The organism is Nocardia flavorosea NBRC 108225 (assembly GCF_001613385.1).
Lineage (GTDB): Bacteria > Actinomycetota > Actinomycetes > Mycobacteriales > Mycobacteriaceae > Nocardia > Nocardia flavorosea.
In genome coordinates, this window is the sequence record NZ_BDCG01000005.1 from 133,588 (window position 1) to 155,539 (window position 21,952).

Sequence of the window (21,952 nt, forward strand, 5' to 3'; positions counted from 1 at the left end):
CGGCGAGAGCTGATTGCTATCGTCGGCGGCATCTGTGCGCGGAAACCGGAACCATGAGGTGGAGGGTTGTTCATGCGGCTGTACCGGATCCACGGGTTCGCGGCCGCAGCGGCGATCACCGTTGTCGCCCTCGCCGTAGTCCTGGTGATAGTGCAGGCCGCCCGGCATCCGGTCAGCCGCGACACCGCGCCGGCCGCATCTCCGGCCGAACTCGCGCAGCAGTGGACCGGCACCCACGACGGCCCGCAGCCCTACCCCGAGGTGCATATCGACAAAGATGTGCACATCACCATGAGCGACGGTGTCGTGCTGAAGGCCGATGTGTACCGGCCCGCCCACGCGGGCGACCGGGTGGAGACGGAACCGCTGCCCACCATCGTCACGATGACGCCGTACTCGAAAATGATGTCCGCGCTCATCGATTCGGCGATGAACAACCCCGAGGCGCAGCGGTTCACCATGGACCTGGTGAACCGGATCAACCTGTCCGGTACTCCGATCAGCGGTTTCGAGGATCTGCTGCACGCCCTCGACGGCGGCACCGTCGCCACGGTGCTCGGACTCGACAGCAAACTCGTACGCGCCGGATACACCGTGGTCTCGGTGGATGTACGCGGTACCGGGCAGTCGCAGGGTCTGTGGGACACCCTCGGTGCGCGCGAACAACTCGACACCCGCGAGGTGATCGAATGGTCGGCGCAGCAACCGTGGTCGAACGGGCGGGTCGCGATGAGTGGCGGCTCCTACTCCGGCATCAACCAATTGCGCGCCGCCGAGAACGCCCCGGCACCGTTGCAGGCCATCTTCCCGGTGGAACCCGGCAGTGATCTCATGCGCGATGTCGTGGCGCCGGGCGGTGGTGTCGGTGTGACCTTTCTGCCACTGTGGCTCAACCAGGTGAATCAGGCCAAACTCATGCCGGATGTGCAGTCGATGCTCAACGGCACCTTCGACTGGCAGTGGCTCGCCGACCGGCTGGCCGATCCCGCCACCAACTACGACCTGCTCGCTCAGGCACTGCTCACACCGTCGCTGAACAAGATGCCTCCCACGCTGGCCGCGGCGCTGGACGAGAACAGCCCCTTCCGGCAGGGCATCATGGGCGATCCGTCGAAGATCACCGTCCCGACCTTCGTCTACGGCGGCTGGCACGATATTTTCGCCAACAGTGCCACCACCCTCTACAACGACATCCAGCTCCCGCCCGGCCACAAACAACTCGTCGTCGGCGATACCTATCACGCCAATCCCGGAGCCGGCACCGGGCGGCCCGGCGCACCACCGCGGCTCGATGTCCTGCAGCGGGCCTGGTTCGACCACTGGCTGAAGGATATCGACAACGGGATCGCCGACTACGGGCCCGTGATCGTCTGGGAACAGGGGGGCGGCTGGGTTTTCCTCGAACAATTCCCGCAACCCGGAATGGCGCACCGGCGGGTGTATCTGTCGGGCGCACCCAGCGGCACCAGCGCCGAAAGCGTGCACGACGGATCGCTGATCGGCCGGCCGGGAGACAAGGCCCAGCTCACCGTGGCGCCGGGCCTGGCCACATTCTGTTCGCGGGATATGGCGCAGGGGTCGGCCGGGATCGGTGCGGTATTCGATGCGTGCGCCAAGGATTCCCGGATTGCCGAACGTGGTGCCCTCACCTTCACCAGCGCCGAAGTCACCGAACGGACCGTGATTTCCGGCCCGATCAACGTGCATCTCAATACGGTGCACGACGCTGCCGACGGCTACTGGAGCGTTACGGTGAACGATGTCTCGCCTGACGGTACCTCTACCGTGCTGAGCACCGGCCAGCTCACCGCCTCCCTGCGCGCGATCGACGAAGCCCGCAGCACCCGCTCGCCCAACGGCGACCTCACCGCCCCGTTCAATCCGATCACTCTCGACAGTGTGCAGCCGGTCCCGCCGGGCGAGCGGGTCGCGCTCGATATCGGGGTGATCCCCACCCAGGCAGTGCTCGAACCCGGCCACCGCCTGCGCCTCGACGTATTCGCCGCCAACGCCCCCAAGGCGCTGGCCTTCCGGCCGATGCTCAACGACACCGAACTCAAACCGCAGCATCTCGCGCTGGACCCGGCCGCTCCCAGCTTCGTCAACCTCCCCACCGACCGCCCGCTGCCGGATACTTCGGGCCGCCCGCCCGCTGTTCCGCAACCTGCGGTGGAACCTGCCGGCCCCTCGACGCCGAGCACGTCCACCGCTCCGCCCGGGCAGGCGGCGCCGACCGCGCGCCCGGAACGTGCGCCGGAGTCGGCAGGAGCGCCGGTTTCCCCTGCCGCTCCCACCGCCCCGGTACTTCCGGCACCGACCGCGGGGCAGACCGAACCCGGCGGGCCGCGACCGGCTGCCCCGTCGGTGGAAACACCCCGGACCGCCGGAGTTCCGGGCGCCGAGAGCACACAACCCCCGCCGCCGGCGGTACGCAACTCCCCGCCCCCTGCGCCCGCGGAACCGGGCTCGCAGCCCACCCTCCCGCCGTCCCGATCGCCCGCGCCGGTCCCGGAGTACACCTCACCGCGATCCGCGACATCGCAGCCGTAGCATCCACCCGGCACCCATCCCGCGCCGCAATCGGTCGGGTCCGCCGTCGCCCGGGACGGTCTCGCCGCCGGAATCGTGCGGGACGGTCTCGCCCCCGGAATCTCACCGACCACCGTCCGATAACCCGGCGCTGCAGTTACTCGGCGTCATCGTCGCCCGCCATCACCGCTGTGGGTGTGCCGCCGACGTCCGACGGGAGTGGTCGGCGTACTTGTGTCGGTCGCCACCGCCCTCTTCGTTCGGCGCCGCGATACGCACCTGCGGCCCGGGTGCCGAGGCCGTCCTGAATCTCCGGCCGGTGAGTTCGGCCGGGCCCCAGCGCCCGGGAGGCATCGTTCCCCAAGGGGAGCGCCATCGACCGCGCTCCGATCGTGCGGCGTTGTGACCATCCGGCGCCAACGGGGCGGGCGTGACCGGGGCCGGGCCCGTTGGCTGTGGTTCGTGCGTTCGTCACGGTCGCCGCCGCACTCCTCACTCGACGACACGACACCTCATCCGCTGCCGTGGTGCCGGTACCCTCCCGAATCGCCGCCCGACGGGTACGACGCCGGACTTGTGGCAGTCGGCTCGGGTACCGCTGTCGCTGCCGGATTCTCCGGCGAGGCGGCGCGGTGGATGGCGTGGTTTCGCCGCGGCCGCGGCTCTTTGCGCCCATCCGACGGGCCGTGGGCGCTTGCGGCTACGCATTCCGGCCGGTGCCCACAGGTGGCATGACGCAGATCACCGGTCGATCTGCCCGGTTTGCCCGCGGAGCGGGCGGTGGGTCGTAATGTGGCGCGCATGGGGTCGCAGGAGAGGTCCGAACTGGTTCGGTCGGCGGCGGAGACGAGCCTGCTGGCCGGCAGCCGGCGGTACAACCGCATAGAGGTGGCGGAGAAGGCGGGGGTGACACCCGAGCTGGCGCGCCGATTGTGGGTATCGCTGGGGTTTCCGGCCAGCGAGGACGACAGCGCGCCCGATTACACCGATTCCGATATCGCGGCCATCCATCGGTTCCGGGAGGTCGAGGTGCTGTCCGCTGCCGGTACCCGGCAGCAGGCCGCGACCGCCCGCACCATCGGACAGGCCATGGCGCGGCTGGCCGAATGGCAGGTCGACCTGGTACTCGAGGAGATCGACCGGCGGGTCGCGGCGGCCGGGCCGGGAGCCGACCCCGACGAGATCACCCGCAATGCCACCGCGGAAACGGTGGAGCTCATGGAAAGCCTGCTGTCCTATGCCTGGCGGCGCCATCTGGATGCGGCGCTCATCCGCCATCTGCAGGAGACCGGGCCGACCCAGGACTCCACCCGGACACTGGCCGTCGGGTTCGCCGATATGGTCGGCTACACCCGGCTCACCCGGCATCTGCATCCCGACGAGTTGTCCACGCTGCTGGAGGCGTTCGAATCCACCACCACCGCTGCGATCACCGAAAACGGGGGCTGGGTGATCAAGAACGTCGGGGACGAGGTCATGTATGCGGCCGAATCCCCGCTGATCGCGGCCCGGATCGCGCTGGAGATCCAGGAATCCACCATGACTGTCGGTACCACTCCGGAACTGCGGGTGGCGATCGCCTACGGGCCGGTGCTGCAACGTTTCGGGGACCTGTACGGGTCGGTGGTGAATATGGCGGCCCGGCTCACCGGTGTCGCCCGCCCGGGCACGATCCTGGTCGACGACGGCGCGGCCGCGGAGCTGGAAGGGGAGGCGGAGTTCAGCATCCGGCATCTGCGCAGCGTCCGGGTCCGGGGTTTCAACCGGCTGCGTCCGCATCTGCTCCGGCGTAACGGCAAGTCCTGAACATCCGGCAAGCTGTCCGGATCGCGACGCCCGCCGTCGAGAGCGCGGCGGCCGGTTTCACCATATGAGATTCCCTCATTCGGAAATCACGTTGTGAGTATGGTCGTCGGGGAGCCGGAAGTATCCGGCTCGTGTGTGAGTGAGGAGTTCCGGGATGGCCAAGGGCTATGTCATCGTGACCGAGTCGATCAAGGATCCGGCGGGGATGGCCGAATACGGCAAAGCCGCCGCAAAGGCGATGGCCAATGGCGTGAAAGTCCTCGCGGTGGATACGAAAGCGCAGGTCCTCGAAGGGGAATGGCCCGCCACCCAGACCGTGGTACTGGAGTTCGAATCCCCGGAAGCTGCCCGTGCCTGGTACGAATCCGAGGAATACCAGGCCGCGATTCCGCTGCGGCAGGCGGCGGCCGATTGCAATGCGGTGATCGTCAACGGCCTGTAGCCGCGGCGCAGTAGCACTGATTCGCCGGCGGTCGTTGCGGAGACCGTATCGCCCAGCGTGGCGGGGCTGTTTTGCGCTGCCGCACAGGACCCACCGGATACCCGGGATAATCGGGGTATCGGCTGCCGTTGCGCGGCCACGCCGGCGCCCACCCGGGGCCCCGGGAATCTAGGCTGATGTCGTGACCGCATCACGCCCCTCCGCGACCGGCCGTTCGATCGTGTTGTCAGCGGCGGGGGTGCGCGCCGAAATCGGGACGGTGGCCGCCGTGTTGCGCAGCCTCACCGTCGGCGGTATCGCGGTGACCGAACCACTTCCCGCCGGTACCGCCCCGCCGATGGCCGCCGGCATCGTGCTGGCGCCGTGGCCCAATCGCGTACGCGATGCGGTCTGGATGCTCGACGGCCGGCCGCAGCAACTCGATATCACCGAGGTCTCGCGGTCGAACGCCATCCACGGCCTGCTGCGCAACACCGATTACGAAGTGCGGGCGCAGGCGCCGGATTCGGTGACCCTCGGCGCGCTGATACCGCCTCAGCACGGCTGGCCTTTTCTGCTGGATACCTGGGTGCGCTACGAATTACGCGCCGACGGGCTGGCGGTGACTCACGGGGTCGTCAATCATTCCGACCGGCCGGCGCCGTATGCGGTGGGTGCGCATCCGTATTTCCGGGTCGGCGCGGTGGCGGTGGAGCGACTGGAACTCGCGGTCGCCGCGACCACCTATTACGAGGTCGACGCGCGGATGAATCCCGTCGCGGAGCATTCTGTCGAAGGCACGCCATACGATCTGCGGCTCGGGGCCGCGCTGGCGGATCTGACGCTGGACACCCCGTTCGGTGGAGTGGTTCCGGGGGTCGCCGCCCGGCTCACCGCGCCGGACGGGGCGCGGGTCGAGCTTGTCCTCGACGACGACTGGCGCTATCTCCAGGTGTTCACGGCGAAAGATTTTCCGCGACCGGCGGGGCCCGGGCTCGCGGTCGCGCTGGAGCCCATGACCGCGGCACCGGACGCGCTCAATTCCGGTGACGGCTTACGTTGCGTGGAGCCGGGGGAGACGTGGGAGGGGCGCTGGATCGTGCGGTTCGTCCCCGGCGGCACGGATTCCGGCTGATATTCCGGGGCGTGGCCACGGTGGTCCACGAGCAATCAGTTGTTTGTGGAAAGCATTGTCCCAAGCGGTAATTCGATTGTCGGTAACTGTCGAACAGCCCTATCGATCGCCCAGAACTCGCTAGTCTGTAGTCCGCAATCTGCCAGGGGAGCCGGGGAGTGGGAAGCCGGCCGCGGAGCATGCCCGGGGGCCCGACGTTTCAGTGGCATCGCCGGGGGACGAAAGGGGACAGGGGTGAGCGACGCCGATGAATTGGGGCCGTTCCCGAGCAGCCGGATCATCTCGGCGGTATTCACCGGTGCGGCCGAATTCGATCGGTCCGCCGCCGCAGAATTCGGCTGCGCCATGCTCGAATCACTGGCGGGCCTCGTGGTGGCGCATCGCAGGATGGCCGCGACGCGACCGGTCTGGGACGATATCGTGCTGCCCTGGGGCCACCCCGGGGAGCCGCCGGCGGCAGTGGAAACCGGCTCCGATACCGACCCTTTCGCCTGTGCCTGCGATGAAGTACAGCGCCATATGCTGTCGATAGATCTCGAGGCCCGCCGCATTCTCGGACCGCCGCGCCCCGACTCGATGCCACACCGCGAGGGGCTCGGCGCGGTATTCGGCCGGATGGCACATCTGTATACGATCAGTTTCGACCGCTTCGTGCTCGACGGGCCCGAAGGGCCGAACCGCCGGCGGCTCGTCCGTGAATACATCGCCTACGAGGCCCTCGCCCGCGATTTGGTCACCGGGCGAAAATGCCTACCTGCCTTGTCCGATCGCCCTGCCTCCTGAACGCCGGTCCGGGACCGGACGGCTCTATCCTCGACAGCAGCGGGTTCGGATGAATCCGCGGGCAGGCAGGGGAACGGAATGGATGTCGAGGGCGCCCGTCGGTTCGCGGGTGCAATATGGCGGCGCCCGGATCTGTCCGGGCCGGAACGGCTGGCCGCGGTCAAAGCGGACGCACATGCCCGCGGTAAGGAGCCCTTCGACCTGGACCGGCTGGAAGCCTTGTGCGATACCAGCCACGAGGGGCGAATGGACCCGGTGCAGTGGCGGTGGCGCCGCTTCGAGCTGGTGTACTACAGCCATCCGGAAATGATGACGATCGAAGACCTGGCCGCGCACGTGATGCTCTCCCAGGGCTGGATGGGCTGAGTCCCGCGCCCCGAGAAGGGGCGCCGATCGATCAATACCGCCGGTCGTCGCGCGAATCCTGCCCTGCCGCGCCGGCCGGCGGTTTGAATGCCAGCACCTGGACCGTGGTGCTCGGACCATGATGGTATTTCCCCTCGGTGATCTCGCGATCCACCTCCCGGCAGTGTTCCAGTTGTAGGCCGGCGAGATCGCGACGCAGTTCGGCGGGGGTCGGCAGTGCGTCCACTACCGGTGGCCCGCCGACACCGGGTCGATGCAGGTGGCGCGGGGTATAAGCCTCGAGGACGAAGACACCGCCCGGCCGGAGGGCTCGCGCGCAGGCCGCGTGCAGCGCAGGGCGGGCCGCCGACGGCATATGCGCCCAGATGGAGATGATTCCGGACCAGTGACTATCGCCGAAGTCGTAGGTGGTGAGGTCGGCGACGACGGTATCGACGGTGACCCCGTGCCGGGCAGCCAGTTTTCGCGCATTCGCCAAGCCCACCTCGGACAGGTCCACCGCGGTGACCGAATGGCCGCGGGCCGCCAGGTAGACGGCGTTACGTCCCTCGCCTTCGGCCAAGCACAGCACGGGCCCGGCGGGGATCCGCTCCGCGACTTCGTGCAGATAGTCGTTGGGTTCGGTGCCGTAGGAGGCGAACGGTTCGGTATAGCGCTCGTTCCACACTTCGGCCGGTGTCCGGATTTCCATCTGTCACTCCTCGGTGGCGATATCTTGACGACACAGCCCACTGTGCAAGTTAATGTGAACATGAAGTCAAGCCCGACCAGCGGCGTGCACGACGCGACATACTCGATCGGTGAGATCGCCGGTTATTTCGACCTCGCGCCGCATGTACTGCGGCATTGGGAATCCGTCGGCCTGCTCACTCCCGCCACCCGGGCCGGCGGCAGGCGGCGCTATACCCGGGCACATTTGGCCCGGGTTGCGATGATCCTGCGCAGCAAGGAGATCGGTCTGAGCCTGGCGCAGATCCGCGACCTGCTCGACGCCTGCGACGGCCGCGGCCGCCGCCGGATCCTGCAGTCCCAACTGAGCGCTCTCGACGAGCAGATCGAGCGCATCCAGACGTCGAAACAGCTGATCACCCACGTGCTGACCTGCCGGCACGAGGACTTCACCGAATGCCCCCGTTTCCAGGAGGAGATCGTCACGGCCGTGGTCGGCCTCGCAGCGCACCGTGCTCAGCCTTAGACCTGGCAGCGCGCAAAAGAGCTGCGGCCGGTGCGAGCATCGGTGCCCGGAACGGCTGAGAGCTGAGTCGCGATTGCCGAAGGCCGACTCGCACTGGTGTCGTGACCGCTGGGGCATCTCGGCACCCGACCGGTGAGTGCGGAGAAGCTGACGCAGGACACTTCCTGGCGCCCCTTCGGGGGCGTGAAGTCGGTCGCCGGCTCCCCGCCGGGTGTGCCTTGCCCGCGCCGTCGGGGCCGAGCAGGGAGAAAATCGTGCCGGCACCGATATTCAGGTCGATACCGCCGAGGACGGTTTTGTCCCCGTACGCCTTCCGCAGCCCCGAGACCGCGATTGCTGAACTACTCAGGGAACACACAGTCGCCGCGTGGGCTGATATCGGCCTGACGGCGGGCTGACATCTGCGCTGATACGGGTGTCCGGCCGTGGTTCACCGGAGATTTCGGCCCGGGAACTTGACCTCAACATTAGTTGAGGAAGCAAGGTGGTCTGCGGGTGGCCGACGGAGCCGCCGAACGCAGTAGGGGAGAAACCGATGACGACGATATCGACCACCACCCTCGCAGCACCGCTGCGGCTGACCCTCGTGATCGGCAGCAGCAGGCAGGGACGTTTCGCGCCGACCGTGGCCGGCTGGTTCCACACACAGGCGACCGCGCGACCGGACCTCACCGTCCGCATCGTCGACGTGGGCGAACTGGACCTGCCACATATCTTCGGCGCCCCCACCCCCCGAGCCGCCGAAACCCGGGCCGCGCTCGCCGACGCGGACGCTTTCGTCATCGTCACACCCGAGTACAACCACAGCTACCCCGCAGCGCTGAAGAACCTCATCGACGCGCACGGCCGGGAATGGCAGGCGAAACCCGTAGGGTTCGTCAGCTACGGCGGGATCTCGGGTGGCCTGCGGGCCGTAGAACATCTGCGCGGCGTCTTCGCCGAACTCCATGCGGTCACCGTGCGCGATACCGTCAGCTTCCACAATCCGTGGCGTGACGGCGCCGCCCAGGCCGACCCGATCGCCACCGAGGAAGCCGAGACGGCCGCGAAAACCCTGTTGGATCAGCTGGTCTGGTGGGGCCAGGCGCTACGCGCGGCCCGTGCCGCCCGGCCCTACGGACAGTGAGGGTCGTGATGCGAGACAGTGTGTCGGCGGCCCCGGCCCGGCCGGAACCGGCGGCCCGTAACCCGATGACGGTTGCCTTGGTCCTGGTGGCCGGCTCGATCATGGCCACCCTCGACCAGACCATCGTCAACGTGGCGATCAACCGGCTCTCCGCCGAATTCACCGCGCCGCTGGCGACTATCCAATGGGTGTCGACCGGATATGCGCTCGCAGTCGCCGCAGTGGTCCCCGTGGCCGCGTGGGCGATGGGTCGATTCGGGGCGAAAAACCTGTACCTGGTGGCCGTCACGATATTCGCGGTCGGTTCGCTGCTGGCCGGCATGGCCTGGAACATCGAATCCCTGATCGCCTTCCGGGTGCTGCAGGGCCTCGGCGGTGGGCTGCTCATGCCGGTGGGAATGACCGTGCTGTTACGCGCGGCGAGTCCGGAGCGGTTGGGTCGCGCGATGAGCACGATGGGACTGGCCATCCTGGTGGGGCCGCTCGCGGGCCCGGTACTCGGCGGCTATCTCATCGACGAGATGTCCTGGCGCTGGATGTTCTACGTGAACGTCCCGGTCGCCGCGGCGGTGCTGTTCCTCGCCCCGCGGGTCTTCCCGGCCGACGAGCCGCAACCGCGGCGGCGGATCGATACGATCGGGGTCGCGCTGATGTCGCCCGGCCTTGCCCTGCTGATCTACGGGATCACCACCGCGGGCGAATACGGCGGTTTCCCGTTCGTTCAGGTCGTGGTGCCGTTGGTAGCCGGCGGGGCCCTGGTGGCGGTCTTCGTGCACCGCGGGTTCACCGCCCCGGAGCCGCTGCTGGACCTGCGGATCCTGCGCCGCCGGGAAGTCGGCGCCGCCGCGACGCTGCTCGGCTTGTTCGCGGCGGGCTATTTCGGCGCGATGCTGCTGCAACCCCTGTATTTCCAGGTGGTGCGCGGTGAATCGGCGCTGGTGGCGGGAGCTCTCGGTATCCCGTTCGCGCTGGCCTCCGGAATCACGATGCAGGTCGCGGGCCGGCTCATCGACCGGTTCCCGCCGGGCCGCTACCTCCCCCTCTCGATCGCGGTCGGGATAGCGGGGTTCCTGCTCTTCCGTGCCCAACTGGATACCGATTCGTCCTACTGGGGCCTCTGCGCGGCCATGCTCCTGATGGGCGCCGGGGGTGGCGGCACGATGATGCCCGCCATCACGACCGCGACCCGCGCTCTGACACCCGAACAGCAGGCGGGCGGCAGCACAACCGTGAACCTGATCAACACCACGGCCATGGCCATCGGTACCGCGGTGGTGGCGGTGGTGCTCTCCACCCTGCTGCCGATCGCCGGTGGTCTGCAGGCGCTGCATGGGCTCGATCCCGCCGCGTACGCGGCACTGGCACCTGCCCTGGCGGAGGCGTTCCGGGGTGTCTACCTGATCGCGCCGGTCCTGATGGCGCTCGCGGTGATACCCGCGTTGTTCCTGCCGCGTCGGTGAAGCCGGCCGGCTGAGCCCTGGGAGTGACTCCCGGGGCTCAGTGCATGGTCTATCGGGCATCCTGCCGCCGACGCGTCAGCCCCGTGGCGGCTTCCGTCTCGCTGCACGTACCGGGTCGTCCGCCTTGCCGGTCGCCTCGGGTTTCAGCATTCGTAATGTGAGCCCACCTGCACCACAACGATTTCTGTATCGGTGACGAAGTAGACCAGCCGGTGCTCCTGGGTGATCCTTCGCGACCGGTGCCCGGCGAGCCGATGCCGTAGTGGTTCGGGTTTGCCGATCCCCGCGAACGGATCGCGCAGGGCGGCGTCGATCATTTTGTTCGCCCCTCGGAGCACGGACCGGTCCGTAGCGAGCCGGCTCGTGTACGACTTCCAGCCTCGAGTTGTGAAGGTGAGTTTCCGTTCGCCGGGCATCACTCGTCGTCCGGGTCGAGGAGCGGATGGGCTTCCGTGCGGCCGGCGCGTGCATCCTCGGCGGATTGGAGCAATCGCATACCGCCATGGGTACGCAGGACATACAGCGTTTCCATCAGCGAGTTGTAATCGCTTTCGGCCATGAGTGCGGCGTTCTCGCCGCTCTTGGATACGACTGTCACGGTGTCGTGGTCGTCGTTGACCTGCTGTACCAGCCCGAAGAGGTCTGGCCAACGGTGGATATGGGTAGCGCTTTGGTTATTGCGACACCCTCTCGAAGTCGTACAACTTATTGTACGACGATTCGCTCAGCGGGCGGCGGCTATGACCGGGGCGAGGCCGTCCTGGCCCAGGAGAGCCTCGGAGTCGGTGACCTCCTCGTCGTCGACGTAGACGGTGGGGGTGCCGTTGACGCCGGAGGCGAGTACCTCGTCTGTCTTGGTGCGCAGATAGGTGTCGTACCGGCGGTCGGTGATGCACTCCGCCACCGCGCCATCCGGGTAGCCGGTGGATTCGGCGATAGCGATCAGCTCGCTGTCGGGCAGGCCGGCGCCGCCTTCCGCCGGCTGTTCGGCGAACATTTCCGCCAGCCAGGCCTGGTAACTGTCCAGCCCCGAGTTCGCGACACAGAACGACGCGTTACCCGCTCGCGACGAGTACTCGGTAGTGCTGGCGCGGTCCAGGAAGGAGATGACGCTGTACTCGACCGCCGCGGTGCCGTCGCGCACGGCGTCCTCCAGCACCTTGCCGTTGGCGTCCTCGAAGGCTTTGCAGAACGGGCACTGCAGATCCATGACGACCCGCACGGTCACCTCGGCGTCCGGTTCGCCGATCCGGACCGCGCCGTCGGCCAGGACGTTCGCGGGGCCGGAGCCGCTACCGACCGCCGCCGCGGTACCGGGGATCGTCTCCGCCATCGCGTTGCGGGCCAGCAATCCGGCGCCGACCGCGGCGCCGACCAGCAGCACAGCGACAAGGGGAAGCAGCACGACGAGAAGCCGGCGGTTCGGCCCCGGGTTCTGCGGCGGCGGCCACCCGCCCGGATAGGTGCTCAAATCGTCGCTCCCTGCTCGCCGGACATTCTCCTCGACACACTAGTGCGCGGCGATGCGGCCCGGCGGCGCTCGGCGGTTCGGCGGCGGTACACCGAATATCACCGGACGAACCAGGCTGTTTCGCCGTATCGGCTGCTCAGCGAAGCGGCATCGGCGGCGATCGTGAATACCCGCTCGCGGATCGCTCAATGTCATTGCGCTCCAATAAGGTTATGTAGGGAAAGTACACGACTCCATACCGTCGTCCGCGTGGATCGGGTACGGTCCCGAACATGATCTCGGCAGGTCCCCGGGGTCGTCCCGGCGGACCAGTGGCCGTGTGCGTGATCTCGAATCTGTTTCGGAGGCTTCGGATGTCCCTTTCCCATGCCGTGGTACTCGGCGCGAGTGTCGCCGGCTTGCTTTCGGCCGCCGCCTCGAGCAAGAGCTTCGACACCGTCACGATCGTCGAACGGGATCAGCTCTCCGATGACACCGCGACGCGCCGCGGTGTGCCACAGGGCAGCCAAGTGCATCAGCTGATGCCGGCCGGGTTGACGCGGATCGAAGAGCTGCTCCCCGGGTTCGGCGACGAGCTTCTCGAACAGGGCTGTGAACGCTACGAGATCGACCGCGATGTCGCGGTCCTGTATCCGCTGGGCTGGGCGGCCCGGGTCGCGGGTGGTATGGAGGTCATCGGTTTCCTCCGGCCGACCTTCGAATGGGTGCTGCGGCGGCGGGTGCTGGCGCTGCCCAATGTGCGCGCGGTGCGCGGTATCGCCACCGGGCTGCTGGCCGGTGCGGACGGTACCGCCGTCACCGGAGTGACGGTGACCGGGGTCGACGGCGAGAAACTGGATGCCGATCTCGTGATCGACGCGACGGGCCGCGGATCCAAGGCGCCGAACTGGTTGGGCGAACTGGGGTACACACCCCCGGCCGAACAGCATGTACGGTCGTACCCCGGTTACGCCACGATGGTGGTCCGCTTCCCCGAGGGGGCGCTACCGGATGGATTCCGCGGAATCGCCGCCACTCCGAATCCCCGGCATCTCAAAGGCGGAGCCATTCTGCCCTGCGGTAACGGTCAGCATGTCGTGGCGGCCATGGGGATGTCGAAGAACTACCCGCCGGCCGGGCATACGGAACTGCTCGACTACCTCGACGAGGCCCCGAGCCCGCTCCTCGGCCGGGCCGTGCGCGCCGCCGAATTGATCGTCGAACCCGGCACCTACCGGATGCCGGGTAATCAGCGCAGACTGTGGGAGCGGCTGGATCGGCGGCCCGAGGGATTCGTCGTCATCGGTGACGCGGTAGCGGCATTCAACCCGGTCTACGGCCAGGGGATGACGATCGCTGCCATCGGTGCCGCCCTGCTCGCGCAGGTCCTCGCCTCCGCGGACGGCTCGATCACCGGGGTCGCGGAGAAATTCACGGCCGAACTGGCGCCCTGGACCGACTACGCGTTCGCCATGGCCGCCGACACCGATTCCTTCTTCCCCGGCGCCGAATTCGTGAACTACACCCCGCCGGATCCGAAAGCCGCCGCGGGCGAAGCGTTCGCCGTGGCCGCTGCCACCACCGATCCCGCTGTCGCTCAGGCTATGCGGCGGGCCGCTTATTACATGGATCCCTCCGGGCTGCAAGAACCGGCCGTGCGGCAGACCATCGCCGAATGGGCGTCCACCGGGCGGCAGCCGGACCCGTCTCTGACCGACCCGAACGATCTGCCGAGCACAATTCACAACGCGGGTTGAGCGTGTTCGCACCGCGCGCCCGGTCCGGACGGTGACACCGGCCGAGACGAACCGGGAGGTGAGATGCCTGGACGGAGATCGCAACGACGGCGGACCGGTTCGCCGGCCGCCCCCTGCCTGCCCCGGCGGCAGCCGGCCGAAGAACTCGCGACCGCCCTGCGTGCCGGTGCGGTGCAGGGGCCGTTCTACGGGGATGCCGTCAGTAAGCCGTCGGGTCCGGTGCCGATTCGTGTGCCGAACCGGGCGCTGATCTCGCCGAGCGTGGTTCTCAGCCATCGGGTATCGGCGGGCCCGGCCCGTTCGAGCCGCATACGGCGGATGCGTAGCGGCAGCATGCGCACTTCGGCGGGACCACCGGGATCGAGGCCGATGAGATAGAGCAGCCGGAGTTCCGGCCGGTAGGACTCGTGACCGCCGATCCCCTCGTAGTCGTCGACGATATCGCCGCAGCCGTACAGGATGGGTTTGCCTCGATAGATTTCGATCGCGCGGGGATGGTGTGCGGAGTGGCCGTGCACGATATCGATGCCCGCGTCGATCAGCCGGTGGGCGAACTCCTGCTCGCCGAGGCCGGTGCCATAGCCCCAGTTGGGCCCCCAGTGCACCGACACGATGGTGCGGTCACCGTTGCGGGTGAGCGGTGCGAGGCGGGCCGCGACCTCGTCGGCGTGCCGGACGGAGGGGCGGTCGATCAGCCAGATTCCCGGGCTGTCGCGGCCCGCGGCCCAGTCTGCGGGAACGCCGCTGGACAGGGTCGATACCGACGCGATCAGTACTCGGTGGCCTCCCGGAGCCGGTACCGCCACCGGTCGCTGCGCGGCAGCGAGGTTTACGCCCGCCCCGACGGCGCGAATACCGGCGCGGGTCAGCGCCGCGCGGGTGTCGGCCAGTCCGCGGATACCGAAATCGAGGGAATGGTTGTTGCTCAATGCGCAGGCGTCGGGCCGGAATGCGGTGAGCGCCGCGAGATTGCCGGGGTGCATGCGGTAGTGGACCTCTTTGCCGGCCGCGAAACTACCGTCGGTGGTGATGGCGGTTTCCAGGTTGACCAGCCGCACATCGGGCGCGAGTTCCGCGAGGAGGCGGTCCGCCGCCCCCCAGGGGCCGGTGAACCCGTAGGGCCGGGGGATCGGTCCATTGGCCTGCTCGGCCAGCTCGACATAGCGCCGGGCGTCCCGGACACACGGTTCGTGTAATCCCGGATGCCCCGGGTGCGGCAAGAGCTGATCCACGCCACGGCCGAGCATGACATCACCACCGAGCAGGACCGTGACCGTCATGGCGGCGCCGGATCCGGCGATATCGGTTCACCCGTACCGGCTCGGCCCGCCGGTCGGGCACCGAGCTCCATACGAGAAACGCTACCACTGGGCACTGACCTGATCGAGCCTGGTCAGCGCCTATTCGCGTGGATCCGGCGCTCGCTTACCGGGCCAGGAAATGCCAGCCCAGCCAGGCCCACACCAGGATGGTGAGAATTCGCAGCACGCGGGACCGCAACAACGAGCGGAGGGTTTCCCCGAAGGCGGTGCAGCGCTGTGTGCGGCGTGCCGTGAGCTCGGCCAGCACACACGCCACAGCGAGTGCCGCGAACCCGAGAAGAACGAGAGCCCGGTCGGTCATCGCAGCAGCCGCCATCCGGCGGCCAGCCATATCAGCCAGCCGGCCCAACGTCCCGGGCCCTGTTCGAGCGCCGGATCCAGCAGTGTGGACAGGGTGGGATGGGACTGATCCGGTACGGTCCACGACTCCTGCCGTGACAATGCGAACAGTTCCCAGCCCGAAACCGCCAGCAGCAGAAGCGTCCACAGCAACAGGCCGTTGCGCAGGCGGGGCCCCGGCGAAATCGGCTCGGACGGTCGGCGGACGGCGTATACGAGTACCACGCCGGCAGCGATCACGACCACACCTGTTGCTGCCCATTCGAAGGGGCGGGTCAGGGCGCCGAGCGTGGCGACGACGAGCGCGGCACCCACCCATATCGCCGGTGGAAGCGAGTCCTCATCGGCCGGCCGGCTCGATTCGGCTGCCATGTCCGGGAGCGTACCGCCACTGCCGCGGGGACCAGGGGCTGTGTGGGGTAAAGGGGTCGCGTCGGCGCCTTCCAGTTCAGGATGTGGTGACGGGCGGCTGCCAGGCCGGATCCCGCCCGATGAAAGCCATCAGTTCGTCCTGTGCCGAGGCGTTCTCGCCGACCGGTACGGCCGGTCCGTACTGCCCGCTCTCGCGCAACATTCGATCCATCGGTGCCATACCCTCCAGCGCGATGCGGCAGCGCTGCTCGCCCAGATCGGGTTCGCGGCCCAGCGCCTTGGCCAGATCCCAGGTGTGCATCCAGACGTCGGCTGTGTAGGAGGTGTCGATCGCCTGGTCCACCGGCTGTTCCCCGGTGTGCGGGTTGCTGTGTACCCGTCCGGCGGGATTGTCGAGAATATCCTGGATATCGGCGACGTGCCGTTTCCATGCCGCCACCGGGTCGCCTGCGATATCCAGGGTTGGCAGCTCGATTCCGGCGCCGCCGAGGAACCCGCGCGACCATTCGATCAGATGTCGCACGATATCGAGCGCCGTCCACTCCGCGACCGGGCTGGGACGTGTCCAGTCCCCGGCGGAGGCGGATTCGACGAGTGCGGTGAACCGGGCCGCGTCCTCGAAATGCCGGGTCGCAGGGCCCGCCACCGCGGGTGTTCCGGACTCCGGTGCCAGCAATTGGTCGAGTTTTTCGTAGCCCTCGCGCACACCGGTGTCCATACCGCTGGCCAGCATGCCGTCCCTGGTGGCGAAATCGGCGACTACGCTCAACGTCCGCAACCGGGTGCGTCGCTCGCCGACCTGCTCGAAGGTCAGCGTCTCCAGCGCGACGCCGTCCGGTTCGCCGGTGTAGGTGAATGTCCATACGATTCGTTCGGACGGCCGTACCTCGTGGAAACTGCCGTAGAAGGCGGCGATCTCCACGCCGTCGCTTTCGTTGGCGAATGCCCACGCGCCGCCCGTACGGGCGTCCCAGCGGGTGATCTTCGTGCTCAGCGAATGCGGGCCGACCCACCGCGCGTAGAGGGCAGGGTCGATATGTGCCCGGAACACTTGGGCGGGCTCTGCATCGAACTCGCGGATGATTTCGATCGTGGGAACGTTCTCGTCCGCGACGATCCTGGTGTCGTACCCGGTTGTGGTCATGATGCCTCCTTCGGCGGGAATACCTGCGGCTGTTCGTCGTCGGCCAGCTGGGCCAGCACCGCGTCCAGGCGCTGGTAGCGCTGTTCCGCGGTGCGTCGATAGCGCTCGATCCATGTGGTCATCAGGTCGAATATCTCGGCGTCCAGGTGCACCGGCCGCCGCTGGGCGTCTCTGCTACGGGTCACCAGCCCGGCGTCCTCGAGGACTTTCACATGTTTGGAGATGGCCTGCAGGCTCATCTCGTAGGGCTCGGCGAGTTCGCTCACCGTTGCATCCGCCGCCGCCAGCCGGGCGACCAGTGCGCGCCGGGTCGGATCCGCCAGTGCCGCGAACACGCGGTTGAGCCGTTCCCCGGATTCGTCCATACGACCGTCCTCAACTTCCTGGTTGATTAACAACCTAGGACGGTAGATGAGGTTTAGTCAACCCTTTGGTTGACAACGAAGACGTCGTCCGGTGCGGGCATGCGCGAGGTCGATTGCGAGTTCCGCCCTGGACCTATCGCCTCGCCGTGGCCGGCCGGGTGATTTCCGGCTGCGGTGCGCCGGCTCACAGAATACGAAGAGACTGTCGTTCGTGGAACCGGTCACAACGGGCGCGCGAGGGTGGTGGTGCCTCCCGGTGTGCGATTTCGCCCGAACATCGCGTATTTCAAGCTATTTCACAAGAATGTTCCGGCATATGGTCGACTCGGCGTGACGCTATGTTACCGAAAGGTATTGTGGCACAGCTCTCTTTATCGCCCGAATGGCCCTTGACCTGCGGGTGTGGTGTTCTAAACTGTTGAAAGTCGATGGGCGGCAAGGGCTCATCGGGGATGTGGCCGGATACGGTTCCGCACCCCTGACATTCGCGCGGTAAGGCGAAACGGTGGACCACAGGGTCGAGACCAGAAATACGTCGGAAAACTCACCACAACCCAGGATCGGAAATATGGAACGACCGGGTTCGCAATTTCCATCCGATTGGAAATTCTGGGCTATTTCTGCGCTCGGCCTGCTCACTCTGGTCCTGCTGTTCCAGCCCTGGCTCACCGCTTCGGGGCCATACGGCGACGTGCAGGCGGACGCTTTCGGCCGGCTCGACGGCTCCGTTCCCGCGCTCCGCAACGTCGGTGAACGCCTCACCGAGAGCGTTGTTTCCATCAGTGGACTGTGGGGCATCCTGGCTGCCGCAGCCGCGGTGATCACCGTGGTCGCTGCGTGGTCCTACCGGATGTTCGGAATCGGACTGCCGATGATGGTCGGTGCCGGCGCGGCCAATGCCGTACTCGTCCCGGCGGCGCTGCTGCATATCAACGACAAAGCGCCGGAGCTGCGCGCGATGACCGAACACCACGACGAACTGAAAACCGCGCTCGGCGATTTCCTGGGCAAATTCTTCGGGGGCGGTAGCGAATCCGGGGCCGATACGGCACCGGCGGCCACCGCGGCGCTGACGAACCAGGCACTCGTCTGTGGCCTGGTCGCGGTGCTCGCCGCAGTGCTCGCCCTCAGCATGCGGAATTCGATACGGGCGGGCGCCGGCGCTGCCGTGGTACCGGCAGAAGTTTCCCGCCCCGGCACTGCCGAGCTACCGGCGGACGCCGGCCTCGCGGTTCGCGAGAGTGTGACGGTCCTCGAACACCGGCTCGATATCGCCCTGCCGTACCAGCCCGTACTGCTCGGTGCGGCCGGGCCCGATCACGACGACCTCGGAGTCGGTAAACGCCTCCTGGCCCGTGCCGAACTGCCCCGTCGGACCGACGGCCCTGTGCGCCGCGACCGGCCTACCGCCCGCCGCGTCCGGCCTCGCCCCGCCAACCGGCCCGCCGCCACACCGCAGCCCGGCAGTGGAGCCGCCGCCTCCGCGAAGCGTTCGGCCGGCAACTGTGGGTCGCCCCGATCGGGCCGCCGGCTCATCCCCGGGTGAACACGGCGGCGTCGTCGCCCGGTAGACGGTGTCGGTTTCGTCCAAGACATCGGCAGCGGTTGTTCCTAGGCTGATTCAGCCCGAACCCGCTGCCCATGTCCTGGAGGAATTGATGACACGCGAACTGGTCTATACGGGTTTCATGTCGCTGGACGGCGTCGTGGACTCGCCCGGTGGTACGGCCGAGGGGCACCGCAGCGGCGGCTGGGTGATGGATACCGAGTTCGTACCCGAAGCGTATTCCCTCAAAGCCGAGGAACTGGCCGATACGACCGCGCTGCTGTTCGGCCGTCGAAGCTACGAGGCGTTCGCCCCGGTCTGGCGAGATTCGGACGATCATGCCGCCTACAAGGATCTGCCCAAGTACGTCGTCTCCGCCGGACTGAGCGAGGACTCCCTGATCGAGGGGTGGGGTCCGACCACGATCCTGCGATCGGCCGACGATGTCGCGAAGTTGAAACAGGCCGACGGCGGCGCGATCTACATCCACGGCAGTGCCGAACTGGCCCGCCGTCTCGCCGACGCCGACCTGATCGACCGGTACAACCTGCTGGTATTCCCGGTCCTGCTGGGGGCGGGGAAGAGCCTGTTCGCCCGGTCGGACCGCGATAAACAGCCGCTGCGGTTGCGGGATTCGGCGACCTACGCCAACGGAGTGACCAAACTCGTCTACGAGGTCGCACACTGACCGGGATCGAGGGCGAGCGCGCCACCTGTCCGGGCGCGCAACTCCTGAGCGGTCCGGCCGACGTACCGGCGTAGAGCGCGAGCGAGATGGGGTTCGTCGTAGTACCCGAGTTTGTCGACGACATCGCCGGGCGTTTCGCCCGAGGTCAGCAGCAGCGCGGCGGTGCGGGCACGTCCGATCTGCCGGACGGCGCCCTGAGTGAGCCCGGTCGCCGCGCGGAACCGTCGTTCCAGAGTCCGCTCGGCGACCGCCGGTGGCGCACCCGCCAGTGTCGCCGCGACCAAGGGATCGCGGATCACGACTTCCTCGCGGACCAGCCGGTCGACGAGCGCCTCGGCATCGTCGGCCCGCGGGGTTTCCCGGTGGACGCCGTCGAGCCAGAAGGTCCGGCCCGTCACATCGGGCAGAGGGATCCCGCCGTCCACCAAGGCCGATGTCGCCGTCCTACGCAGTGATGTCCCCACCGCGAATTGGATACCGACGAACTGCGCGCCTTCCGGCACCGGTGCGGTACCCGTGCGGCTCTCCGGTCCGGTGATCGCCGCATGGCGGCGCCCCTCCTGTTCCCAGAACACCAGACCCCAGGTCTCGGTTGCCACCGATGTCATCTCCGCGACCTGCTCGCTCCGGCAGGTCCACACCGACTCCACCCACGGCGAATCCGATACCCGTGTCTCGAACAGCAGTCCCATTTCTCCACTACGCTTCCGGATGCGGAAATCGTGCACGAACTGTTGTCTCATATTGCGCTCGAGTGTTGCCACCGATGTGCCCGGAAGAGACTCTGACTCGAGGCATCTCCTTCGACCTGGTGAACACTCGGCAGGACGAAAGGACATCGGTGTCAGTAACCACCCTGCGGCGTGACCATTCGGTCCGGCTCACCGCGGCAGCTGCCGTCCTCGTTGCGATGACGGGCTGCTCTTCGGGGGCGGCGGTATCGTGGGACGAATCCGGCCGGGCCTCGGAAACTTCCGCGAGCGCGGCACCGCCGCCACCGCCACATATGGCGAATCTGCTACCGGGAATGCCCCCGCCGCTGCGGTTCGACGATATCTACGCGGACAACCGGGAGCTGAGTCCGGCGGTGGCCGAGCATCGCGAACTGGTGTATGTCCCGAACAGTCGATCCCATGATGTCTCGGTGATCGACCCCGCGACCTTCCAGGTGATAGACACCTTCTCGGCCGGTGGTGTGGAACCGCAGCATGTGGTGCCGTTACTCCACCGGGCACACGGGGGTCATGCGATAGCCGAAGCGGCTTGCCCGGCCCGGGCCGCCCGAGTTGGGGGAAAACGACAGTGTCGGCACCGGGCTGCCGCTGCCGCTCGCAACCGAGGTAACCGCTCCGCCCGCCGAATCGGTGCAATTGCCGATCGCCCCGGGCTCCTCGGCCGACGAGGCAGCGGGGACGGCCCAGTCGGCGCAGATGCTGTCGACCACGTCCGCTGCCTGTTCACGCGGGTGAATGCCCCGCCCGGTTGCCATACGAGCTGTCGCCTGCGCGGCAAGCGGGCCGCATGCCGAACGGCTCGGCAACACGGTCCGCCGACGGTGGCGCGGGACGCCCATCAACACTCAGCGGATTCGCTGTGCACCGCTCACACAGGGATGCGAAACCGGGCTGCGGAGGTTCGGCACGGACGTCTGTGACCAGCAGTGAATTCGTGGAGCCTTATGCCACTACGCCTACCCGTTGGGCCAACCTGCCCAGTTCCCCGGTGGTGAGGTCGCGGCGGGCTTTGCGCATCATGTGGCCCACCAGTTCGCGGACGTGGACCATGTTCCGGACATGTTGCGGCGCCGAGTGTTCGGCACGTAACAGCGCATGCGGTGTATCGCGGTAGTTGCGTTGCTGCGCGTAGGCCCGGCCGATTTCCACGAAGTACTGTGCGCGGCGGCCCTGTGCGGGTAGGTCTTCTGGGGTCAGCGACGGAGCCGGCGCGAGCACCTCATCGGGTTCGCGTCGTTCCATGGCTGCCGACATTCGCCACAACTGGACGTTCGCCGGACCGAATGTGGGATTTCGAAGTATCGACGTGCCCGGCTCGGCATTCGCCAGCCTTCCCGCTTGTTCGGCGGCTTCGTTCAGAGCGGTACCGGATCTCCGCCGAGAGTTGCGGTGACCAGGGAAGCTTGCAAGTGAA

General features: G+C 67.6%; 23 protein-coding genes and 2 pseudogenes. 13 read left to right on the forward strand and 12 right to left on the reverse strand.

Translation table 11 applies throughout. The features are described 5' to 3' along the window. Nucleotides 1-72 precede the first annotated feature (72 nt). From NFL01S_RS07025 to NFL01S_RS07050, 6 genes and pseudogenes are all read left to right on the forward strand, one after another. Nucleotides 73-2,127 (forward strand): annotated as a pseudogene (locus tag NFL01S_RS07025) (CocE/NonD family hydrolase); the annotation flags it as partial. Nucleotides 2,128-3,330: 1,203 nt separating this feature from the next. Continuing rightward, nucleotides 3,331-4,335, forward strand: a complete 1,005-nt coding sequence (locus NFL01S_RS07030) for an adenylate/guanylate cyclase domain-containing protein (RefSeq protein WP_062972693.1) — start codon at nt 3,331-3,333, stop codon at nt 4,333-4,335. A 154-nt stretch (nt 4,336-4,489) separates the two neighbouring features. Then, nucleotides 4,490-4,777, forward strand: coding sequence for a DUF1330 domain-containing protein (locus tag NFL01S_RS07035; protein WP_062972695.1), 288 nt, complete (start codon nt 4,490-4,492; stop codon nt 4,775-4,777). Nucleotides 4,778-4,958: 181 nt separating this feature from the next. Continuing rightward, nucleotides 4,959-5,891, forward strand: coding sequence for an aldose 1-epimerase family protein (locus NFL01S_RS07040; protein WP_062972697.1), 933 nt, complete (start codon nt 4,959-4,961; stop codon nt 5,889-5,891). Nucleotides 5,892-6,125: 234 nt separating this feature from the next. Beyond that, nucleotides 6,126-6,674, forward strand: a complete 549-nt coding sequence (locus NFL01S_RS07045; RefSeq protein WP_062972699.1) for a hypothetical protein — start codon at nt 6,126-6,128, stop codon at nt 6,672-6,674. 78 nt (nt 6,675-6,752) lie between these two features. Further along, entirely contained in the window at nt 6,753-7,040 is a 288-nt protein-coding gene (locus NFL01S_RS07050) for a hypothetical protein (RefSeq protein WP_051157105.1), read from the forward strand. Between the two features lie 31 nt (nt 7,041-7,071). Here NFL01S_RS07050 and NFL01S_RS07055 read toward each other — a convergent pair whose 3' ends face one another. After that, a complete protein-coding gene (locus NFL01S_RS07055; RefSeq protein WP_062972701.1) occupies nt 7,072-7,731 on the reverse strand; it encodes an SAM-dependent methyltransferase in 660 nt (219 codons plus the stop codon). Nucleotides 7,732-7,791: 60 nt separating this feature from the next. On the opposite strand from NFL01S_RS07055, the gene NFL01S_RS07060 reads away from it, so the two are divergent. Next, nucleotides 7,792-8,235: a MerR family transcriptional regulator gene (locus tag NFL01S_RS07060; protein ID WP_062972703.1), complete on the forward strand. Its 444-nt coding sequence runs from the start codon at nt 7,792-7,794 to the stop codon at nt 8,233-8,235. A gap of 217 nt (nt 8,236-8,452) precedes the next feature. Here the strand turns inward: NFL01S_RS07060 and NFL01S_RS36770 are convergent. Continuing rightward, nucleotides 8,453-8,584, reverse strand: a pseudogene (locus tag NFL01S_RS36770) (ABC transporter); the annotation flags it as partial. Nucleotides 8,585-8,770: 186 nt separating this feature from the next. On the opposite strand from NFL01S_RS36770, the gene NFL01S_RS07065 reads away from it, so the two are divergent. Further along, nucleotides 8,771-9,361: an NADPH-dependent FMN reductase gene (locus NFL01S_RS07065; RefSeq protein ID WP_062972705.1), complete on the forward strand. Its 591-nt coding sequence runs from the start codon at nt 8,771-8,773 to the stop codon at nt 9,359-9,361. 8 nt (nt 9,362-9,369) lie between these two features. Continuing rightward, a complete protein-coding gene (locus NFL01S_RS07070) occupies nt 9,370-10,821 on the forward strand; it encodes a DHA2 family efflux MFS transporter permease subunit (RefSeq protein ID WP_062972707.1) in 1,452 nt (483 codons plus the stop codon). Between the two features lie 143 nt (nt 10,822-10,964). Here NFL01S_RS07070 and NFL01S_RS07075 read toward each other — a convergent pair whose 3' ends face one another. From NFL01S_RS07075 to NFL01S_RS07085, 3 genes are read right to left on the reverse strand one after another with little or no spacing between them, the layout of a single operon-like run. Continuing rightward, on the reverse strand, nt 10,965-11,237 hold the full coding sequence (locus tag NFL01S_RS07075) for a Txe/YoeB family addiction module toxin (protein ID WP_062972709.1): 273 nt from the start codon (nt 11,235-11,237) through the stop codon (nt 10,965-10,967). Continuing rightward, nucleotides 11,237-11,530 (reverse strand): type II toxin-antitoxin system Phd/YefM family antitoxin, encoded by a 294-nt coding sequence (locus NFL01S_RS07080; RefSeq protein WP_307614850.1) that lies wholly within the window; start codon nt 11,528-11,530, stop codon nt 11,237-11,239. The genes NFL01S_RS07075 and NFL01S_RS07080 overlap by 1 nt, the downstream gene beginning before the upstream one ends. A gap of 15 nt (nt 11,531-11,545) precedes the next feature. Continuing rightward, nucleotides 11,546-12,292: a DsbA family protein gene (locus tag NFL01S_RS07085; RefSeq protein WP_062972713.1), complete on the reverse strand. Its 747-nt coding sequence runs from the start codon at nt 12,290-12,292 to the stop codon at nt 11,546-11,548. A 353-nt stretch (nt 12,293-12,645) separates the two neighbouring features. Between NFL01S_RS07085 and NFL01S_RS07090 the strand changes: the two genes are divergently transcribed. After that, nucleotides 12,646-14,028, forward strand: coding sequence for an FAD-dependent oxidoreductase (locus tag NFL01S_RS07090; protein ID WP_062972715.1), 1,383 nt, complete (start codon nt 12,646-12,648; stop codon nt 14,026-14,028). A gap of 185 nt (nt 14,029-14,213) precedes the next feature. Here NFL01S_RS07090 and NFL01S_RS07095 read toward each other — a convergent pair whose 3' ends face one another. The 5 genes from NFL01S_RS07095 to NFL01S_RS07115 all read right to left on the reverse strand — a co-directional run bounded on the left by NFL01S_RS07095 (nt 14,214) and on the right by NFL01S_RS07115 (nt 17,570). Then, the gene (locus NFL01S_RS07095) at nt 14,214-15,308 is read right to left on the reverse strand and encodes a CapA family protein (protein WP_062972717.1); all 1,095 of its coding nucleotides are present in this window, start codon (nt 15,306-15,308) and stop codon (nt 14,214-14,216) included. 145 nt (nt 15,309-15,453) lie between these two features. Further along, nucleotides 15,454-15,651, reverse strand: a complete 198-nt coding sequence (locus NFL01S_RS07100; RefSeq protein WP_062972719.1) for a DUF6186 family protein — start codon at nt 15,649-15,651, stop codon at nt 15,454-15,456. Then, a complete protein-coding gene (locus NFL01S_RS07105; RefSeq protein ID WP_062972721.1) occupies nt 15,648-16,061 on the reverse strand; it encodes a hypothetical protein in 414 nt (137 codons plus the stop codon). The genes NFL01S_RS07100 and NFL01S_RS07105 overlap by 4 nt, the downstream gene beginning before the upstream one ends. Before the next feature lie 76 nt (nt 16,062-16,137). Continuing rightward, a complete protein-coding gene (locus NFL01S_RS37450) occupies nt 16,138-17,205 on the reverse strand; it encodes an SRPBCC domain-containing protein (RefSeq protein ID WP_062972723.1) in 1,068 nt (355 codons plus the stop codon). Then, nucleotides 17,202-17,570: an ArsR/SmtB family transcription factor gene (locus tag NFL01S_RS07115; protein WP_062972725.1), complete on the reverse strand. Its 369-nt coding sequence runs from the start codon at nt 17,568-17,570 to the stop codon at nt 17,202-17,204. Before NFL01S_RS07115 ends, NFL01S_RS37450 begins: the two co-directional genes overlap by 4 nt. 568 nt (nt 17,571-18,138) lie before the next feature. Between NFL01S_RS07115 and NFL01S_RS07120 the strand changes: the two genes are divergently transcribed. Further along, entirely contained in the window at nt 18,139-19,116 is a 978-nt protein-coding gene (locus tag NFL01S_RS07120) for a hypothetical protein (protein WP_062972727.1), read from the forward strand. 112 nt (nt 19,117-19,228) lie between these two features. Continuing rightward, on the forward strand, nt 19,229-19,804 hold the full coding sequence (locus tag NFL01S_RS07125; protein ID WP_062972729.1) for a dihydrofolate reductase family protein: 576 nt from the start codon (nt 19,229-19,231) through the stop codon (nt 19,802-19,804). Here NFL01S_RS07125 and NFL01S_RS07130 read toward each other — a convergent pair. Further along, nucleotides 19,786-20,547, reverse strand: coding sequence for a helix-turn-helix domain-containing protein (locus NFL01S_RS07130; protein ID WP_245670551.1), 762 nt, complete (start codon nt 20,545-20,547; stop codon nt 19,786-19,788). The two genes, NFL01S_RS07125 and NFL01S_RS07130, sit on opposite strands and share 19 nt — an antisense overlap. A 284-nt stretch (nt 20,548-20,831) precedes the next feature. On the opposite strand from NFL01S_RS07130, the gene NFL01S_RS35255 reads away from it, so the two are divergent. After that, a complete protein-coding gene (locus tag NFL01S_RS35255) occupies nt 20,832-21,458 on the forward strand; it encodes a hypothetical protein (protein WP_245670558.1) in 627 nt (208 codons plus the stop codon). A gap of 22 nt (nt 21,459-21,480) precedes the next feature. Here NFL01S_RS35255 and NFL01S_RS07145 read toward each other — a convergent pair whose 3' ends face one another. Beyond that, the gene (locus NFL01S_RS07145; protein WP_062972736.1) at nt 21,481-21,792 is read right to left on the reverse strand and encodes a hypothetical protein; all 312 of its coding nucleotides are present in this window, start codon (nt 21,790-21,792) and stop codon (nt 21,481-21,483) included. Between the last annotated feature and the right edge of the window lie 160 nt (nt 21,793-21,952).

What these genes read in the sequence shown, in the direction of transcription:
- NFL01S_RS07030 (WP_062972693.1), top strand. Translation starts at nt 3,331, where the DNA reads ATGGGGTCGCAGGAGAGGTCCGAACTGGTTCGGTCGGCGGCGGAGACG.
- NFL01S_RS07035 (WP_062972695.1), top strand. Translation starts at nt 4,490, where the DNA reads ATGGCCAAGGGCTATGTCATCGTGACCGAGTCGATCAAGGATCCGGCG.
- NFL01S_RS07050 (WP_051157105.1), top strand. Translation starts at nt 6,753, where the DNA reads ATGGATGTCGAGGGCGCCCGTCGGTTCGCGGGTGCAATATGGCGGCGC.
- NFL01S_RS07055 (WP_062972701.1), bottom strand. Translation starts at nt 7,731, where the DNA reads ATGGAAATCCGGACACCGGCCGAAGTGTGGAACGAGCGCTATACCGAA.
- NFL01S_RS07060 (WP_062972703.1), top strand. Translation starts at nt 7,792, where the DNA reads ATGAAGTCAAGCCCGACCAGCGGCGTGCACGACGCGACATACTCGATC.
- NFL01S_RS07065 (WP_062972705.1), top strand. Translation starts at nt 8,771, where the DNA reads ATGACGACGATATCGACCACCACCCTCGCAGCACCGCTGCGGCTGACC.
- NFL01S_RS07070 (WP_062972707.1), top strand. Translation starts at nt 9,370, where the DNA reads ATGCGAGACAGTGTGTCGGCGGCCCCGGCCCGGCCGGAACCGGCGGCC.
- NFL01S_RS07075 (WP_062972709.1), bottom strand. Translation starts at nt 11,237, where the DNA reads ATGCCCGGCGAACGGAAACTCACCTTCACAACTCGAGGCTGGAAGTCG.
- NFL01S_RS07090 (WP_062972715.1), top strand. Translation starts at nt 12,646, where the DNA reads ATGTCCCTTTCCCATGCCGTGGTACTCGGCGCGAGTGTCGCCGGCTTG.
- NFL01S_RS07095 (WP_062972717.1), bottom strand. Translation starts at nt 15,308, where the DNA reads ATGACGGTCACGGTCCTGCTCGGTGGTGATGTCATGCTCGGCCGTGGC.
- NFL01S_RS07100 (WP_062972719.1), bottom strand. Translation starts at nt 15,651, where the DNA reads ATGACCGACCGGGCTCTCGTTCTTCTCGGGTTCGCGGCACTCGCTGTG.
- NFL01S_RS07105 (WP_062972721.1), bottom strand. Translation starts at nt 16,061, where the DNA reads ATGGCAGCCGAATCGAGCCGGCCGGCCGATGAGGACTCGCTTCCACCG.
- NFL01S_RS37450 (WP_062972723.1), bottom strand. Translation starts at nt 17,205, where the DNA reads ATGACCACAACCGGGTACGACACCAGGATCGTCGCGGACGAGAACGTT.
- NFL01S_RS07115 (WP_062972725.1), bottom strand. Translation starts at nt 17,570, where the DNA reads ATGGACGAATCCGGGGAACGGCTCAACCGCGTGTTCGCGGCACTGGCG.
- NFL01S_RS07120 (WP_062972727.1), top strand. Translation starts at nt 18,139, where the DNA reads ATGGAACGACCGGGTTCGCAATTTCCATCCGATTGGAAATTCTGGGCT.
- NFL01S_RS07125 (WP_062972729.1), top strand. Translation starts at nt 19,229, where the DNA reads ATGACACGCGAACTGGTCTATACGGGTTTCATGTCGCTGGACGGCGTC.
- NFL01S_RS07130 (WP_245670551.1), bottom strand. Translation starts at nt 20,547, where the DNA reads ATGAGACAACAGTTCGTGCACGATTTCCGCATCCGGAAGCGTAGTGGA.
- NFL01S_RS35255 (WP_245670558.1), top strand. Translation starts at nt 20,832, where the DNA reads ATGCCCCCGCCGCTGCGGTTCGACGATATCTACGCGGACAACCGGGAG.
- NFL01S_RS07145 (WP_062972736.1), bottom strand. Translation starts at nt 21,792, where the DNA reads ATGTCGGCAGCCATGGAACGACGCGAACCCGATGAGGTGCTCGCGCCG.